A 17,960-nucleotide genomic window follows, 5' to 3' on the forward strand; every position below is an offset into this window, starting at 1 on the left:
CATTACCAAAATATCTACTATATGTTGTGCTATGATACGTGGGAAATACCAAAAAAGGAGCTTTTATATAAATGGAGTTTAATTGGAATATAGAAACCATGTCACCAAAACAATATAAAATTGCCGATTATATCCAGAAAAATACACATCGTGTATTACTTTCAACAGAACAAGAGATTGCTGAAGCAGTGAAGGTTAGTATTGCTTCTGTTTCGCGTTTTTGGAGAATAGTAGGTTTTAAAAACTTAAAGGATTTTAAAGTTCATCTAAGTTCACAGCTAGAGGTATCACCCGCAGGTAAATTTAAAAATGTGATGAGAAAAGTTGAAGATCAGGAATTACAGCATCACACACTTTCTCTCTCGATTAATCATTTATATAAAACAATTGAAGAGCTATCCGAAAACTCCTTTCAGCAAACAATAGAATTGTTATCAAATGCAAACAAGGTTTATATACATTGCCCTGGTCCGTCAATTGGTTTAGGGGAATTGATGACCTATCGAATGGCGAGATTCGGTATAGATATTAGGTTAATAAATAAAGGAGGCAGTGAGTTATTTGAAAGTATTATGCATTTAAGAGATGATGATGTTTTCGTTTTATTTGGATTTATTCGATTACTGCCAGAAGCAAAGGTCCTATTAGATTATTCAAAGGAAATAGGAACTAAAACGATATTGATTACAGATCAACTAGTTTCTGATTTCACAAGAGAAGCTGATGTGGTATTGTTTGCAAGTAGAGGGGAAATGAGAGATTTTCATTCGATGATTGCTCCAACTTATCTTATTGAAAATTTGATTATTGCATTAGGAATGAAGGCTAAGGAAGACAACGTAAAGCGCCTTAACACATTAGGTATGTTAAGAAAAAGGTATTCGACTGATTTACCAAGATAAAGATCGATTTTGGACATAATTAAAGAAATCGTCTATAAAGACAAAGAAATCTAAATCACTCTGTACTATCCAATAGATACTACTATTTTTTATTAATCAACCTGATATTTCTGAGAATGAAAAAATTGCTATCAGTGAAGCCAGTCTGTAAAATGAAGAAGATAAAGAAGATAAAAAAGTGAGGGAATTAATATGATCCAACGTACAGTACTTCTAAAATTTGCTGAAACAACTACTCAGGAACAACTACAGGAAGTTGTGAGCAGTTTTACAGCATTAAAAAATGTGCTAACAGGAATCAATGAAATTCATGCTGGTTTTAACCTAGCTGAAAAAAGTAAGGAATTTCAAGTTATCCTTATGGTTCGTTTTGAAAATCAAGCTGCTTTAGATGCATATACAGCAAATGAAGATCACCAAGCTGTTGCTGCTTTCATTCGCGAAGTAGGTAGAGTTGATAGTATTGGTGTAGATATCGAATTATAATAACCGTATCTATAAATAAAGAAGAGGCTGGGACATAAGTATTTAAGCTAATGATAAACCCGAAATATTAGGAGATTTTTCAATTGATTAATCGCCTAATATTTCGGGTTTTTATTTGCTGTCTTCAATAGATTTTTGATTTTGCATAATATTTTTAAGAACTAGTGGAATGGAGCGGAAGACATTTGACTCCTGCGGGTGCAGAGGAAAGGCTGAGACCCCACAGGCGCTTGCGCCGAGGAGGCTTAGCTTCCTCCCCGCGGAAAGCAAATGTCTGCAGCGCAATGGAACGAACTTGTTTCTTTCAACTTAACTTAATTTAGATTTATTCGTCTTTTTGTAAGGCTTCTTCAATTATATCCCAGCCCTATTTTGTTCGATCAGAATATCCTTTGAATCCGAATCCATTTTCTCCATATAAAAGTTGATCAACCTTTTACACTGTGGAATTGAAAATCCTACTATTGGTCCTAAACCAAATGCAATAATAAGGGTACCGATTCCCACAGGACCACCTAACATCCAGCCTAGTACAAATACCAGTACTTCAATCCCGTTTCTTACCCATTGAATACTCCATCCAGTTTTATCAACAATCACAAGCATAATACTGTCCCTTGGACCAGCTCCAAAATCAGCTGAAACATAGAGTCCTATTCCTAACCCTACAAAAAGAACACCGATAATAAATGCTAAAATTGCACCTGTGAGGCTTTCTATAGTAGGTAAAATCCAGTTAAAGAAGTCAATGAATATACCTAGAAATAACATATTAATAAAAGCCCCGACTTTCGGCCAGGCTTTATTGACAATTGAACTTATAAATAACAGTAAAAACCCGATGATAATTGACCATGAACCAATTGTTAATCCCATTTGAATAAACAAACCATAATGGAAAACATCCCACGGTCCTATCCCTAATTGCTCACCTTTTATTGTTAATGAAATGCCTAATGCTAAAACTAGTATTCCAAAAATAAAAAAAGACCAGCGAAGAAACCATTTCTTTCTCATAACTGCTCCTTTATCTCATGTTATATTTGAGCTAATATACAAAATAACTCTATTTCAATATAACATGAGATTAGGGCAGTAGCTGTAATCTATGTTTTCTGAAATATTATACTCCTGGGAACCAACCTGGTGTGTTCACAATTGCGTTCCATAATGGATCTGGGATCACTAATTGCTCCTGCTTATCTTTATCAAGCTTAGTAACAATTTCATCCTCTTTATCTTCTTCAAGCTTTTGAACCCAATCAGGATCTATAATTAATTCTCGACCTAGGGCTAATAAAGGAACACCTGATTCAAATGCTTCACGAGCATCTTGCGCAGAATAAATAGATCCTACACCAATAAGAGGGACACGATTATTGATTGTTTCTTGTAAATAAGCGATTCGTGACTTCTCTAAATCTTCTACACCTCTTTTAGGTTTTGAGAAGAATTCAAAAAGTGATACATGTAAATAATCTAAGTTTTTATCAGCTAATGCATCCACTAAGCTCAATGTTTCATCCATTGTAATTCCTGGTGTTTCAGGCTCTTCTGGTGAAAAGCGATAGCCCACGATAAAAGGTGATGTAGCATGCTCTTTTACAACACTTTTCACTTTATCGACTACAGCTAGAGGGAATGTCATTCTTTTTTCTAAGCTTCCTCCAAAACGATCTTCACGTCGATTTGAATGAGGAGAAAAGAATTGTTGAATTAAATAACCATTAGCTCCGTGAATTTCTACCCCATCAAAACCGGCTTCAATTGCACGACGTGTTGTTTCACCAAATGCGTCTATGATTCCTTCCACTTCTTCTTCTGTTAAAGCTCTTGGTTTCACATCTGGCTCTTCAGTCGAAACGCCACCTTGTTCTGCAGGGATATCACTAGCACTAACAATTTCTCCATTAGGGACTAATTCTGGTGGACACATTCTTCCTCCATGAAAAATTTGCAAAACAGCCTTAGCACCTTGATCTTTTATACCTTGTGCTAACTTCTTTAAGCTTGGAATCATTTCATCACTGTCTGCTCCAAACTCTCCATGAAATCCTTTACCATTTGCTGTTACATATGTACATGCAGTAATGACCATGCTTACACCATTTGAACGGCGTGCATAATATTTCACTTCTTCTTCTGTTACAGTACCATCTTGATTAGAAGAAAAGTTAGTCATAGGTGCCATAACAAGTCGATTTTTTAGTTCAATTCCATTTGAAAATGTAAATGATGATAATAAACCTTCATTATTTTTATTCATTTTGTTACCTCCTCCTTTAAGATAGTGTTATCTTAATAAAATAATCTTCTGATGTACATTTTAATGCTTACTAGGATGTGCTCATGATTTTACATAAGGCTCAACGTGAGCATGTACTGTATATATTTCATGGTTATCCATAAGCTTATTCTCAACCGTTGACGAAATATCATGAGCAGAATTAAAGTCTAAAGATGAATCTACCGCGATCACGATATCTACCACAACATTGTTTCCATAGCTTCTTGCCTTTATGTCCTTTATTTCCTTTACTTCTTCTACTTGTGAAATTGTTTCTTTATATTGATTAAGTAGCTCTTCATCAAATCCATCAGTAAGCTGATGAGAAGCACCTCTAAAAACCTCCCACGCTGTTTTACAAATGATAAGTCCTACAACTGTTGCTGTTAATGGATCCATCCAAGGTAAGTTAAATTGGGAACCTATAATTCCCACCGCTGTTCCTATACTAACAAGTGCATCTGATAAATTATCTTTCGCAGCTGCCATAACACTTTGACTTTTTATTTTTAAAGAAAGCTTTTTATTAAAACGATAAACAAAATACATAACAAATGCAGAAAAAATCCCAGTCCATGCTGCAATCAAATCAGGAGTTTGACTAACACCTTTAAAAATTGATGTTGCTGCCCCGACTAAAACTTGAATTCCTACAACCATCATAATAAATGAGGCAATTAATGATGCCACCATTTCTGCTTTCCAGTGTCCATAAGGGTGATCCTTATCTGCTGGTTTTTGTGATAACCTCAACCCTATTAATACTGCTACAGAAGCTAAAATATCAGTTGCATTATTTAGTCCATCTGCACGTAATGCTTCTGAATTACTAATAGTTCCTACAAATAACTTTAAAGCTGAAAGACATATGTATGCGATAATGCTAACAATTGCTCCTCTTTCACCTAATTTCAAATCAGAGTACTTTTTATCATCCATAAACTCACCTCCACGAAACTGTTTTACACATTAAATTTATATCGATTGATCAATAAATATATTTAAATTGATACCAGATAAATATTATTCTCAAACAGGGTAAATCCTATTAATAAATTATGTGATTTTTAGGAGGAGCAAAATGGAGCTTGATCACGATAAAAAGATAACCGTTTGTCATAATGAATACGATGTATTAAAAAGAGTTATTCTTTGTGAGCCACATTATATGACAATTCGAGATGTGATAAATGAAACACAAAAGGAATTTAAAGATGAAGGTATTCATATTGATCGTGCTGTCAAACAGCATGGAGAATTTGTTAAAACATTAAGAGAGCAAGACATTGAAGTTATTTTACTACCATATCACCAGAAATTCCCTGAACAGGTTTTTACTCGTGATATTGGCGTAACACTCGGTCAAACAATATTCGTCGCACAAATGGCAAGTGATGTAAGAATTGGTGAAGAAGATGTTTTAAAGCAATGGCTTGATGATGAGGGTCTTTCATATTTTAACTTAGCTGAAGATCGTATAGAAGGCGGAGATGTGATGATTGATGGTCATGTTATATTTATTGGATTAAGTAATCGTACTACCCAGTTCGCCGCTGATCATCTTAAAAGCCTCTTAACACAATATGAGGTAGAAATTCTACCATTTCAAGAGAATTTTCTACATTTAGATTGTGTATTTAATATCGTTTCTCCTAATGTCGCAATTATTTTTAAAGATGCTTTTGAACAAGAACAAATTGATTTTTTATCTTCTCGATATGAATTATTAGAGGTTTCAGAGGAAGAGCAATTTACACTCGGTACCAATGTCCTGTCAATTGGAAATAATAAAATCTTAAGTCTTCCAGTAAATCAAGAAATCAACAAAAAGCTGCGTAATAAAGGTTTTGAGGTTATTGAGGTCGATATTACTGAAATCATTAAATCCGGTGGTTCTTTCCGTTGCTGTACTCTACCAATTGTTCGTGAAAAGGCAGGAAATTAATTATTTGAAACTGACATCCGATACACTCGTACTATTGTTAACTCAATAATCAGTACGAGTGTATTTCTTCTTTAATATGTAGATTTTTTTATACATTTCCTACCATTATGGTACCTTATTAACATACAATTAAATTATATCTATTAATTTATGAAGGTGGATACATTATGACCAATAGTACCAATGATGCTGAAGTGTTAACTAGTAACGAAACGGATATACAAAGCTATGTTAACAGCCCGCAAAGGCAACGCAAGCTATATCGAAAAACGTTAATCATTATTGTAATTGCACAAATATTTGGAGGTGCAGGACTTGCTGCAGGAATTACTGTAGGAGCACTTTTAGCTAAGGAAATGCTTGGTACTGATAGCTTTTCAGGGGTACCTATTGCATTGTTCACTTTAGGCTCAGCAGGGGCAGCTTTGCTTGTAGGGAAATTATCACAGCGTTATGGGCGACGTCCTGGCTTAACATTTGGTTTTTTTGCTGGTGGAATAGGAGCAATTGGTGTAGTAATCTCTGCTATAACCAATAATATTATTTTCCTTTTTATATCACTATTAATCTACGGAGCTGGTACTGCTACAAACTTACAAGCACGCTATGCAGGTACTGACTTGGCCCATTCAACTCAGCGGGCTACCGCAATTAGTATTGCAATGGTTTCAACTACATTTGGTGCTGTTGCAGGTCCAAATCTAGTAGGTATTATGGGGGAATTTGCTTCAACTATTGGAATCCCTTCATTAGCAGGACCCTTTATATTGGCTGCTGCTGCATATTTTCTTGCAGGTTTTGTGCTTCTCATTTTGTTAAGACCCGATCCGATAGTTGTGGCTAAAGCTATTGCTGTTGCAGCTACAGAGAAAGAAAATACAAGGAATCATTCAGATGTTAGTATTGAGGAAGAATCGATAAATAAAAACGGCATTCTTGTTGGTGCTTCCGTGATGATTTTAACGCAGGTTGTAATGGTTGCTATTATGACGATGACACCTGTCCATATGGGACATCATGGACATGGTTTGGATGAGGTTGGCATGATCATTGGTATTCATATTGGTGCAATGTACCTCCCTTCTTTATTTACGGGAATACTTGTTGACAAGATTGGACGGATTCCAATGAGCATTGTAGCAGGAATCACATTACTTACTGCTGGTATTTTAGCAGCAACAGCACCGACTGATTCTATGTTAATCCTCACAATCTCTCTTGCATTATTAGGACTAGGATGGAACTTTGGCCTAATTAGTGGTACTGCACTTCTTGTAGATGCAACAAATTCTACTAACCGTGCAAAAATACAAGGAGCTGTTGATGTATTCATTGCTTTAGCTGGTGCAGCTGGCGGAATCTTATCTGGTGTTATTGTTGCCTATACAAGTTATCCAGCTCTCTCCCTTGCAGGTGGTGCACTTTCATTAGTGCTTATCTTCATTATTATTTACTATAGAAAATCTAATGATAGTAAAAAGGTTCCAACTAAAGCTGGGGTCTGACCCCACCATTTTGATTATTTTCCAAAAATAAAGTATAGTTGTCTATCATAAGAACAACCCTTTTGCTTAGGATGTGTGAACATGCGAATTAATAAATATATAAGTGAGTCTGGAAAAACTTCTAGACGAGGTGCAGATAAATTAATTAGTGAAGGAAGAGTCACGATTAATGGGAAACCAGCTAAAATAGGAAGCCAAGTTGAGCCTGGTGATGATGTTCTAGTTAATGGTGCTCCTGTTAGACTAGCTCCGAACTATGTTTATATTGCCTTAAATAAACCAGTTGGTATTACAAGTACGACAGAAAAAGGTGTTAAAGGAAATATTGTTGATTTGGTTAATCACCCGTTACGAATTTTTAATATAGGAAGACTTGATAAAGATTCTGATGGTTTAATTCTGCTCACAAATGATGGGGATATTGTTAATGAAATTTTACGAGCTGAAAACAAACACGAAAAGGAATATATAGTTTCAGTAGATAAACCTATTACACCTGAGTTCCTGAAAAAAATGTCAGAGGGAGTTAAGATATTGGATACTGTTACACTTCCTTGTGAAGTAAGACAGCTATCAAAATTTGATTTTCAAATTATCCTTACCCAAGGATTAAACAGACAAATTCGACGAATGTGTGCAGAATTAGGTTATGAGGTATTCAGATTACAAAGAACAAGAATTATGAATATTCATCTAGGTAATCTTCCGCCTGGACAATGGCGAGATTTATCAAAAAAAGAACGCACTCGTTTGTTTAGTGAATTAAATTATGAACCAAAGCAATGGTAAAATAGAATAGATGCTGGGACATAATTAAAGAAGTCATACAAAAAGATATATAAATCTAAATTCAGTTAAGCTGAAAAAACAAGTTCGTTCCATTGCGCTGCAGACACTCGCTTTCCACGGGGAGGAAGCTGAGCCTCCTCGGCATGCCTGCGGGGTCTCAGCCTTTCCTCAATTCCCGTAGGAGTCGAGTGTCTTCCGCTCCATTCCACTAGTTCTTAGAATTAGTATGCAAACTCAAATAATCTATTGATGACAGCAAATAAAAACCCAAACTATTAGGAGAATGAATAATTGAAATATCACCTTATAATTCGGTTTTTTCATTAGCTTAAATACTTATGTCACATCCTCTTTTTTTGCAAACTACTCTTTGACTAAATGTTCATTGATTTTGTGCTGTTTTTATTTTGACTTTGAATTTTGAGCCATTCAAGTGCGATAATATTAATCATCAAACAAACCGCCCCAGCTAAATATCCTGCAACCACATCACTTGGGTAATGTGCTCCTAAGTAAACACGACTAAGTCCTATTAATAACAATAAAATACTTACCAGGATAACTGTACTCCATTTAATAGCTTTTGATTTTATATTTCCTAAGATGATATATGTAAGAAATCCATAAAAAATTAGCGAGCCCATTCCATGACCACTTGGAAAGCTATAACCTATTGCATCGATTTCTGAATTAATAGAAGGTCTTTCTCTTTGATAGATATACTTTAACATCCTTATGAGAAGTCCTCCACCACCTACTGCAATAATGAAAAAAGAAATTGCCCATATATCTCTTTTTCCTAACCAAATGATTAAGATACATATTACCGACATTGTAGTTAAAAACCAGACTGAGCCTAATTCTGTAATGAACATCATCCACTTAATTCTTATATAGCCTCCGATTGGATCTAGAACTTCTAATATAATTGTATCGAAGCTGTTTATCTCACTCTCTAAAAACCCCTCTGTAATCTCAAAGAAAGAATAGGTGAATACAGTAACCAATATAACTCCTACTAGTAGAAGCCAAATGGAAAAACCAGTATCTTTCATTGCATAACTGTCACCCTTTCTTTTTACATGCCTATCTTTACCCTTAACCTTAAAATTTCTCCTTAAAACATATTAATAAGATCATTTACTGGGAAATAATTTTCTTTTTTTAGATAAATCTTAAACGATCAATAGAACGATTCGATTCTAATAAACATCAATTTATATCCATGTACACCTTCCAAAACACGAATAATCCCAAGCATTCTTTGCCATTCTATACATATCATGGTGTTGTTTACGGAGGAATAAAAGTGGATTTTAATTTTATATGGAAAGCTGTCGTCATTGTTATTGGAGGCGTATTAATTTTACGTTTAGCAGGAAGAAAGTCAATTTCTCAACTAACAGTAGCTCAAACTGTCATGATGATCGCAGTGGGTTCGTTAATCATTCAACCTGTTAATGACCGCAATATTTGGATTACGATGGTTGTGACATTTTTAATGGTATCTACTCTGCTTTTGATTGAGTATATTGTAATGAAATTCGACTCCTTAGAATCTTTTATTTATGGAAAATCCCTATTAGTAGTAGAAGATGGGAGAATTAATGAAAGAAACCTCAAGAAATTGCGCTTAACAGTAGACATGCTAGAAGTAAGATTGAGACAACAAAGTATCCATAATTTTAGTGATTTAAAATGGGCCACAATAGAAACAAACGGTCAACTTGGATATATGGTAAAACCTGATAAACAATATGCAACAAAAGAGGATATTCTAATGTTGAAAGACTTAATAGAGCAAAATCAAACGAAATTTAGTAAAACCGTAACAGATTCAAGCAATTCAGATACTATTTTTACTGAAGTTAAAAAGAACAAACATCTAAAAGAAATTCCCAAGCATTTGAAATGAGGCAAGCCAATTTGAACATAAAGTTAAAATACAAAAACTTCTTTTTTCTACTTATACAATGGATATTTTTTGGAGGTATTATTGGTACTGTTGTTGGTACATTAACAACCTTCCTTTTAGAAACAAATGATTATATTGGAGAAGTGAGAGAGAAAAGAGATTGGCTGATATTCCTTCTGCCAATAGGAGGAATTCTTATTGGGTACATCTATACCAACTATGGGAAGGTTTATTTAAATAACACCCTACATAATGCGGCAGATCTTAATAATTTAGTGATAGAAGCTGTTCATGGAAACAAAAAGGTTCTTAAAAGAATGGGTCCCATCGTTTACTTAGGAACTTTTATAACTGTTATTTTGGGTGGATCAACAGGAAGAGAAGGAGCAGCTGTTCAAATGGGTGGCAGTGTTGCTGAAGCGGTTAATAAATTATTTAAAGTAAATGTACTAGACACTAAAGTTTTAATAATGAGTGGAATTAGTGCCGGATTTGGTGCAGCTTTTGGTACACCTATTACTGGAGCAGTTTTTGGAATGGAAATGGCTGCCTTAGGAAAATTAAAGTTTGAAGCGTTAATACCTTGTATTACCGCAAGCTTTGCTGGTCACTTTATGACAACAGCAGTACTAGGGCATAAACATGAGAAATTAATCCTTCAAAGTGTGCCAGAGCAATCAATGATGATATTTATAAAAGTTATTGTTGTATCTGTTATATTTGGCTTATTGAGTGTTTTATATTGTCAATTAAGACATGGAATCCAACAGTATTCTGAGAAATTATTTAAGAAGAATCATATGAAAAGAGCTTTTTTTGGTGGTATTCTTATTGTGATTTTCACTTTAATGATAGGTTCACAAGATTACAATGGTCGGGGCTTAGAAATGCTGGAGCAATCTTTTCAAGAAGAAGTTCCTCCTTTTGCCTTTGTAGCTAAGCTTATCTTCACAGCAGTCACCCTAGGTACAGGATTTGTTGGTGGAGAAGCAATCCCCTTGTTTTTCATAGGAGCAACATTTGGTAATACTCTACATACATTCATTGATTTACCTTTATCATTTCTTGCTGCTTTAGGCTTAATAGCGGTTTTTAGTGGTGGTACAAATACACCAATAGCAGCATTTTTATTAGCTATGGAAATGTTTAATGGAAAAGGATTAGAGTACTTTTTTATTGCTTGCTTTGTTAGTTACATATTTTCTGGTCACCATGGTTTATGGCCTTCTCAAAAGATCTATGAACCAAAAAGTAGATTATATAATGTTAATAACGGAGAAAAGATAAAAAGTGCGGAAAAGCAAAAGTGATATGAAACAAATAAAAGCCGTTTGAGTTTTACCTCAAATGGCTTTTTAGTATATTTTATGGGCTTACTCCTTTATCTCTAAATAACTCAACACCTAATAATTCCGCTAATTGAACTTACGCTTCTTCCCGTGTAATCGTGCCTGTTCTTTGCTGCTCCATTATTGTTTGTACTTTTGCCTTTGTTTTTTCGTCTAAACAAACCCGGTTCAGTCTAGGGTTTTTAATTATTAATTTATCAGTAATTTTTCTGAGAAACTTAAATTTAATTAACACGATACCAAAATATTAATCTCACTTCCAAATTTGCGCTTGGATACCCTTAAGTGTTCTAACAGAATTTGCTAGCTTTTCTTGTTCATTTTCATTCAATGTAAGCTCAACAACCTTTTTAATTCCTGTACGGTTAATAACGGATGGGATACCAATATAAACATCACTATGTCCGTTTTCGCCTTCTAATAGTGCACCTACTGGTAAAACAACATTTTCATTTCTTAAAATAGCTCTTGTTATTCTTGCTAATCCCATCGCAATTCCGTAATATGTTGCACCTTTAGATTCAATAATTTTGTAAGCTGCATCACGAACCTGTATTGAAATCTCTTCCTTACGTTTTTCTGATAACTTCTTTGCAATTGGAGTGCCAGAAATATTCGCTAAACTCCATACAGGAAGCTGTGAATCACCATGTTCCCCAATAATATATCCATGCACACTTGTAGGTGCAGTATCGAATTCGACTCCTAGTAAATAACGAAATCTTGCAGAATCTAAAACCGTTCCAGAACCAATGACTCGTTCCTTTGGCAGACCAGATATTTTCCACGTAGCGTACGCTAAAATATCAACAGGGTTAGTTGCCACTAGGAAAATACCATTAAAACCAGATTCCATAATACTTCCCACGATGGATTCAAAAATCTTTACATTTTTACTAACAAGATCTAATCTAGTTTCTCCAGGCTTTTGTGCCGCACCAGCGCAAATAACAACAATTGCAGCGTCCTGACAATCTGCATAAGTTCCAAACGTTATATTCATCGCACTAGGAGCATAGACAATTCCGTGATCTAAATCCATTACATCGCCTTTTGCTTTTTCCTCATTTAAATCAATAAGCACTAATTCATCACATATTCCTTGATTCATCAAAGCATAGGCATAGCTTGATCCAACTGCACCAGTTCCAACTAGCACAACTTTATTTCCATGAGTAAAATTCATCGTATATTTCCTCCAATTATTATAAAAACTTTAATAAATATAATTTATCCATTCATTCATTTCTTTTTAGTGGTAAAAGATTTCTCAGCTGCTTTTGTGAACTAATTGTAAGTATTAAACAAATCTTAACATCGGCAAAAATAATGGTATGTAATAAATGTCACATAATTATCTATATCTGCAGACAATATAATAACCTTTAAGATTTCATCATGATTCTAATGGTAGAAGTTTTTAAAACCCCAAACAATTTTAAATAATTATTTTCAAGAATAAATTCTGTTAATATACAAATAACGACAAAGTTTACGCTATACTATCTAGTAGAATGATAATGAAAGTATTATTTTGGTAAACAACCTCGGTCATGAGCGCAAACTTAATTGTCGAAGTTATTTGGAGGGAACATTGTGGGAAATGCTGTAGAAGCTTCAGTTGAAGAATCCTATCAATTACGATATAAATCAGTTAAGTGGTATAAAAATTGGAAATACATTTCCACGATAGTTGTTATTATCCTTGCACTCATACTTGGAGTCATTAGCTATTATCAAGCAAACTATTTTAATAGAAATATAATGATGAATGGCGTAAAAGTTGGTGGGTTAACTGCGGACGAAGCAATAATAAAATTACAAGCAACTGTTTTAGAAAATGAAGTTTATATTGATCAACAAAAAATTATTGATGGCAAAGATACTCAGATGAATTTTACAGATGAAGATCTACCAGAAGTGAAGAATGTGTTAAAGAAACAATGGACATTTTTTCCTTCGTCCAATGAACATGATTATTTGTTGATACCGATTAACAAAGATCAATATCGAGAAGAAGTACTCAAGAAAGAGCTTGAAGAAGCACTACTTTCAAGGAATAAGAACCTTAAAGCTCCTAAAGATGCCAAAGCCATTCTTGAGCAAGGAAAAATATCAATATCTAAAAGTATTGATGGAACTCAATATAATGTAGCTAATTTACTAAAAGAGTACGAAAAACATGAATATACAAGTAATATTCATCTTAATCCTGCTTTTCTACAACCAATTAAGGAAGATAGTCAAACTGTGCTAAATGAAGAAAAAAGGCTAAAAGAACTACTTCAACAAATAGTTGATTACAAGGTACAGGATAAAGTTCATTCTTTGAAAGCAAGCGAGCTTATTAAACATGCTACTGTATCACAAGATTTGAAGCTTACTATAAACTCTGAGGAAATAAAAAAGAAAATTAGTCAAATAAATGAATCTCAATCAACTCTTGGGAAGAATTTCACGTTTAAGACTCATTCAGGTTCAGTTATATCTGTAAAAGGTCAAGGGTATGGCTGGGCACTTGATGTAGAAAAAGAAACAGCACTTATTCAAAGTGCTTTCGAAAAAGGAGAAAAATCAGTTTCTGCATCTAATATACATGGAAATGGTTGGAGCAATGAGGGCTATGGTTATGACACGCTAACAAACAATGGCATTGGAGATACTTATGCGGAGGTGTCCATTAAGGAGCAACGTATTTGGATTTATAAAGATGGTAAATTAGCAGTAACAACAAATGTTGTCACTGGCAAACATAGTACACAAGAAGATACATCGCCAGGAGTTTGGTATATCCTTTACAAACGCTCGCCTTATACTCTGTCAGGTAGTTCAGCAGGCAATCCGAATTATTCAATAAAGGTAGATTATTGGGCACCATTTACAAACAGTGGACAAGGATTTCATGATGCCAGCTGGCGATCAAACTGGTCAAGTAACGCTTATCTTACGGCAGGATCTGGTGGTTGTGTCAATGTATCACCAAGTGTGATGAAATCTGTGTATGATGCTCTTAGTATTTATGATCCTGTTGTTGTTTATTAGGTGATCTGTTGTGGTGTAGGTATACTCACTTTCCACTAGTTCTTAAAAATAGTATGCAATAACAAAAATTCCTATTGAAAATAGCAAACAAAGACCCGAATTATTAAGAAAGAGATTAATTGAAATTTCTCCTAATAATTCGGGTTTATCTTTAGCTCAAATACTCGGTGTTCCAACCATTTTCATTTATTTTTATCTTAAATTCTTAAAAAACTATAGAAAAAAAACCTTCAATCTAAAGCAGATCAAAGGCAAACATTTTATAAAGATTAATTACTTATATTGTTAAAAAATCAACTAAATACTGTTTTTTTTTCAATTAAGCCAAGTGTCTCTGCGGTTGAAGCATGAATTTCTTCAAGAAGCTCTGGGTTCTCCATTAATGAAAGACCATAAGAAGGAATCATTTGTTTAATTTTCGGTTCCCACTCATCGATATGCTCTGGGAAGCATTTAGTAAGCACATCAAGCATAACGTGAACTGCTGTTGACGCACCAGGCGAAGCGCCCAATAATGCAGCTATTGATCCATCAGAACTACTGATTACCTCTGTACCAAATTGAAGAGTTCCTCTCCCTCCATCTTCAGTATCCTTAATAACCTGTACACGCTGTCCTGCCACGACAAAATCCCAATCCTCACTTACTGCATTAGGTATAAACTCACGTAGCTCATCCATACGCTTTTCTTTTGATAACATAACCTGCTGAATCAGATACTTTGTCAACGACATGTTTTTCGCACCTGCTGCTAACATAGTAATTAGATTATCTGGTTTTACCGAAGTGATTAAATCAAATATTGAACCTGTTTTTAAGAACTTTGGTGAAAATCCAGCAAAAGGTCCAAATAATAACGATTTTTTATTATCAATAAATCGTGTATCAAGATGTGGGACAGACATTGGCGGAGCACCAACTTTAGCTTTTCCGTATACTTTCGCATGATGCTGAGCTACTATTTCTGGATTATTACACACCATAAAGATCCCACTTACCGGGAAACCGCCAATTTGTCTTCCTTCAGGAATACCAGACTTTTGCAATAGATGAAGACTTCCGCCCCCACCTCCAATAAATACAAATTTAGCAGTATGATTTTCGATGTTACCGCTCTCAACGTTCTTAACTTTTAATTCCCATGAACCATCACTAGTGCGGTTCATATTTTCAACACTTCGATTGTATTTTATATTTACATCCTTGCTCTTTAAATGATCAAACAGCATGCGAGTTAACGCACCAAAATTAACATCAGTTCCAGAGTCAATTTTTGTTGCTGCTATTGCTTCATTAGATGATCGATTTTGCATAATAAGTGGAATCCACTCCATTAATTTCTTCGAATCATCTGAAAATTCCATTCCGTGGAACAACGGGTTATTTGTCATTGCTTCAAAACGGTTTCTTAAAAATTCTACATTTTCTGCTCCTTGAACCATACTCATGTGTGGTAGCGGCATAATAAAGTCCTGAGGATTTTTTATTAAATTGCTGTTCACAAGATGAGACCAGAATTGCATTGAAACCTGAAACTGCTCATTAACTTTTATCGCTTTGCTAATATCTACAGACCCATCTGGGCGCTCACTTGTATAATTAAGTTCACATAGTGCTGCGTGACCTGTTCCTGCATTATTCCATTCATTAGAGCTTTCATCTCCAGCTTTGGAGAGTTTTTCAAAAACTGTAATTTTCCATTCTGGTACTAATTCCTTCAAAAGTGTTCCCAAGGTCGCACTCATGACCCCAGCACCAATTAAGATAACGTCTGTTCTATTCTGTACGTTCCCCATTATAACCTTCCTTATCCCCTATATTTGCAGGTGCTCCTGCTTAGGTTTCATAGATGTAAGAAGCGACCTAAGAAAACACCTTTTCTGTCTAAAAATTAACCCAAAGGCCTTATCATAGTTATACATAAATTAAGACTATTTTCATAAAATTATCGCTTTAAGATACTTTATGCAAATCACACTAGTTAAAGTCTTATTGCATCTTTTCTTCATTAAATAGTACTTTTCAGCGCTAAATATACAGTTTCAACTAGATTATTAGGTTTAATAGTAGCAATCTTTCAGACATAAGCCTGAATTAGTTTCTAGTATTATCTGATTATTATAAACTATTTAGAGTGTTTAAAAAAGTGTGAAGTCCTTCCACATAGCTTTAGGACACAGTTAACTAAGTTCAATTGTTCACTTAATGTGGAGAGTCAAATTCAAGCTTTTGGTTTATAAGAAAACAGTTACATTTTTAATTTTACCATTACTTTTCAATTCGTTCACTGAATTTCTCATGTATTAAATTCAATAAGCATCAATTATTTTATATAGAATGTTACTGTCCAAGAACACTTCTTATTATATAGAAGAATTTAGTTAACTTCTTGGACCTTTATATAAAAAACAAACCTTTTTTTACCGGTGGAATGAATTCTTCTTATATCGCTTCATTGAACCATTTTCGATCAATAAATCATTCCATCACGCTTTTACATTTCACCTGTAGTAAAATGCGATATCAAATTACCCAAGGCAGGTAGCCAATTAAATCAACCATCATATGTTACTGCTTTTTCTGTTGAAACTGGAAATGAAATCAATTTTGAATTTCAGATTAAGAAATGGTTTCACATGCCGATTTATCCTTACTCTACAAATCCTAAAGGTTTGATATAAGCTGAAGAAAAGTGAGGCATCGCTACATATTCCAAAATGTACAGGGTATATATATCCCAGACTCTATTTATTCTAAGTAATCAGGAGCTGTTAAATCTTTTTAAGTAAAAAAAATAAACGTTTACATATTAGTTAATACTTTATTCATAATCTATGTTTCATTTAAGTATTTCAAGGGCAAACTAATATCAGCTGGTAATTGAGATTATTGATAGTAATTGATAATTTTATTAACAAGAACCGTTAAAAAGACGTACTTTTTACTTCTTCAAAAGGATAACTTTCTCACCAGAGAACCATACTATATAAACTAGCTGTTATCCTTGACATAGAATGGAATTTATACAATAATTAATATGTAATTAAAGTTATTATCATCAAATAATAAAAATTAAGGTTAATTTTCATTATTTGTTTTTTAGATTAGCTTATATGGCATAAGCTAACTATTTGCATTCCAAAAACATACTAGGAGGAAATAAATTATGTCTTTAATCGGATCTGAAGTAAAACCTTTTAACGCAAAAGCTTATAAAAATGGTGAGTTTATCGATGTTACAAATGAAAGCCTAAAAGGACAATGGAGTGTATTCTGTTTCTACCCTGCAGATTTCACATTCGTATGCCCAACTGAACTTGAAGATCTTCAAAACGAATATGCTTCTTTAAAAGAATTAGGAGTTGAAGTGTATTCTGTTTCAACTGATACTCATTTCACACATAAAGGCTGGCATGATAGCTCAGCAACAATTGGAAAAATTACATATGCTATGATTGGTGATCCATCACAAACGATTTCTCGTAACTTCGAAGTTTTAAACGAAGAAGAAGGTCTTGCTGATCGCGGAACATTTATTATCGATCCAGACGGAATCATTCAAACTGTTGAAATTAATGCAGGTGGAATTGGCCGTGATGCAAGTGTTCTTGTAAACAAAATTAAAGCTGCACAATATGTTCGTAACAACCCAGGTGAAGTTTGCCCAGCTAAATGGCAAGAAGGTTCAGAAACTTTAAAACCAAGCCTTGATCTTGTAGGGAAGATTTAAGGAGTGAAAT

Annotated in this window: 15 protein-coding genes; 9 read left to right on the forward strand and 6 right to left on the reverse strand. The window is 34.2% G+C overall.

Features of this window, described 5'->3' with window-relative positions; all coding sequences use genetic code 11:
- Nucleotides 1–71 precede the first annotated feature (71 nt).
- Nucleotides 72–902 (forward strand): MurR/RpiR family transcriptional regulator, encoded by an 831-nt coding sequence (locus tag FS935_RS16870; protein WP_146949814.1) that lies wholly within the window; start codon nt 72–74, stop codon nt 900–902.
- 192 nt (nt 903–1,094) lie between these two features.
- Nucleotides 1,095–1,388, forward strand: coding sequence for a Dabb family protein (locus FS935_RS16875; protein ID WP_146949815.1), 294 nt, complete (start codon nt 1,095–1,097; stop codon nt 1,386–1,388).
- Between the two features lie 354 nt (nt 1,389–1,742).
- On the opposite strand, the gene FS935_RS16880 is transcribed toward FS935_RS16875, so the two are convergent.
- The 3 genes from FS935_RS16880 to FS935_RS16890 form a co-directional block, all read right to left on the reverse strand.
- Nucleotides 1,743–2,405 (reverse strand): YczE/YyaS/YitT family protein, encoded by a 663-nt coding sequence (locus FS935_RS16880; protein WP_146949816.1) that lies wholly within the window; start codon nt 2,403–2,405, stop codon nt 1,743–1,745.
- A gap of 106 nt (nt 2,406–2,511) precedes the next feature.
- The gene (locus FS935_RS16885) at nt 2,512–3,654 is read right to left on the reverse strand and encodes an NADH-dependent flavin oxidoreductase (protein WP_146949817.1); all 1,143 of its coding nucleotides are present in this window, start codon (nt 3,652–3,654) and stop codon (nt 2,512–2,514) included.
- An 81-nt stretch (nt 3,655–3,735) separates the two neighbouring features.
- Nucleotides 3,736–4,614: a cation diffusion facilitator family transporter gene (locus tag FS935_RS16890; RefSeq protein ID WP_146949818.1), complete on the reverse strand. Its 879-nt coding sequence runs from the start codon at nt 4,612–4,614 to the stop codon at nt 3,736–3,738.
- Nucleotides 4,615–4,756: 142 nt separating this feature from the next.
- On the opposite strand from FS935_RS16890, the gene FS935_RS16895 reads away from it, so the two are divergent.
- From FS935_RS16895 to rluF, 3 genes are all read left to right on the forward strand, one after another.
- The gene (locus FS935_RS16895; protein ID WP_146949819.1) at nt 4,757–5,620 is read left to right on the forward strand and encodes a dimethylarginine dimethylaminohydrolase family protein; all 864 of its coding nucleotides are present in this window, start codon (nt 4,757–4,759) and stop codon (nt 5,618–5,620) included.
- 167 nt (nt 5,621–5,787) lie between these two features.
- Nucleotides 5,788–7,125: an MFS transporter gene (locus FS935_RS16900; RefSeq protein WP_146949820.1), complete on the forward strand. Its 1,338-nt coding sequence runs from the start codon at nt 5,788–5,790 to the stop codon at nt 7,123–7,125.
- Between the two features lie 81 nt (nt 7,126–7,206).
- Nucleotides 7,207–7,914, forward strand: coding sequence for a 23S rRNA pseudouridine(2604) synthase RluF (rluF, locus tag FS935_RS16905; protein ID WP_146949821.1), 708 nt, complete (start codon nt 7,207–7,209; stop codon nt 7,912–7,914).
- Nucleotides 7,915–8,288: 374 nt separating this feature from the next.
- On the opposite strand, the gene FS935_RS16910 is transcribed toward rluF, so the two are convergent.
- A complete protein-coding gene (locus tag FS935_RS16910; protein WP_146949822.1) occupies nt 8,289–8,969 on the reverse strand; it encodes a phosphatase PAP2 family protein in 681 nt (226 codons plus the stop codon).
- A gap of 254 nt (nt 8,970–9,223) precedes the next feature.
- On the opposite strand from FS935_RS16910, the gene FS935_RS16915 reads away from it, so the two are divergent.
- Together FS935_RS16915 and FS935_RS16920 are read left to right on the forward strand one after the other, a co-directional pair.
- Nucleotides 9,224–9,829, forward strand: coding sequence for a DUF421 domain-containing protein (locus FS935_RS16915; protein WP_146949823.1), 606 nt, complete (start codon nt 9,224–9,226; stop codon nt 9,827–9,829).
- An 11-nt stretch (nt 9,830–9,840) separates the two neighbouring features.
- On the forward strand, nt 9,841–11,139 hold the full coding sequence (locus tag FS935_RS16920) for a chloride channel protein (protein ID WP_240050938.1): 1,299 nt from the start codon (nt 9,841–9,843) through the stop codon (nt 11,137–11,139).
- A gap of 292 nt (nt 11,140–11,431) precedes the next feature.
- Here FS935_RS16920 and FS935_RS16925 read toward each other — a convergent pair whose 3' ends face one another.
- Nucleotides 11,432–12,364, reverse strand: a complete 933-nt coding sequence (locus FS935_RS16925) for an L-lactate dehydrogenase (RefSeq protein ID WP_146949825.1) — start codon at nt 12,362–12,364, stop codon at nt 11,432–11,434.
- 407 nt (nt 12,365–12,771) lie between these two features.
- On the opposite strand from FS935_RS16925, the gene FS935_RS16930 reads away from it, so the two are divergent.
- Nucleotides 12,772–14,220, forward strand: coding sequence for a L,D-transpeptidase family protein (locus FS935_RS16930; protein ID WP_146949867.1), 1,449 nt, complete (start codon nt 12,772–12,774; stop codon nt 14,218–14,220).
- 293 nt (nt 14,221–14,513) lie between these two features.
- On the opposite strand, the gene FS935_RS16935 is transcribed toward FS935_RS16930, so the two are convergent.
- Nucleotides 14,514–16,016: a malate:quinone oxidoreductase gene (locus tag FS935_RS16935; RefSeq protein WP_146949826.1), complete on the reverse strand. Its 1,503-nt coding sequence runs from the start codon at nt 16,014–16,016 to the stop codon at nt 14,514–14,516.
- Nucleotides 16,017–17,386: 1,370 nt separating this feature from the next.
- Between FS935_RS16935 and ahpC the strand changes: the two genes are divergently transcribed.
- Complete coding sequence (gene ahpC / locus FS935_RS16940) at nt 17,387–17,950, forward strand: alkyl hydroperoxide reductase subunit C (RefSeq protein ID WP_146949827.1); 564 nt, start codon at nt 17,387–17,389, stop codon at nt 17,948–17,950.
- The last annotated feature ends 10 nt before the right edge of the window (nt 17,951–17,960 follow it).

Origin of the sequence: Metabacillus litoralis (assembly GCF_007994985.1) — a bacterium.
GTDB lineage: Bacteria > Bacillota > Bacilli > Bacillales > Bacillaceae > Metabacillus > Metabacillus litoralis.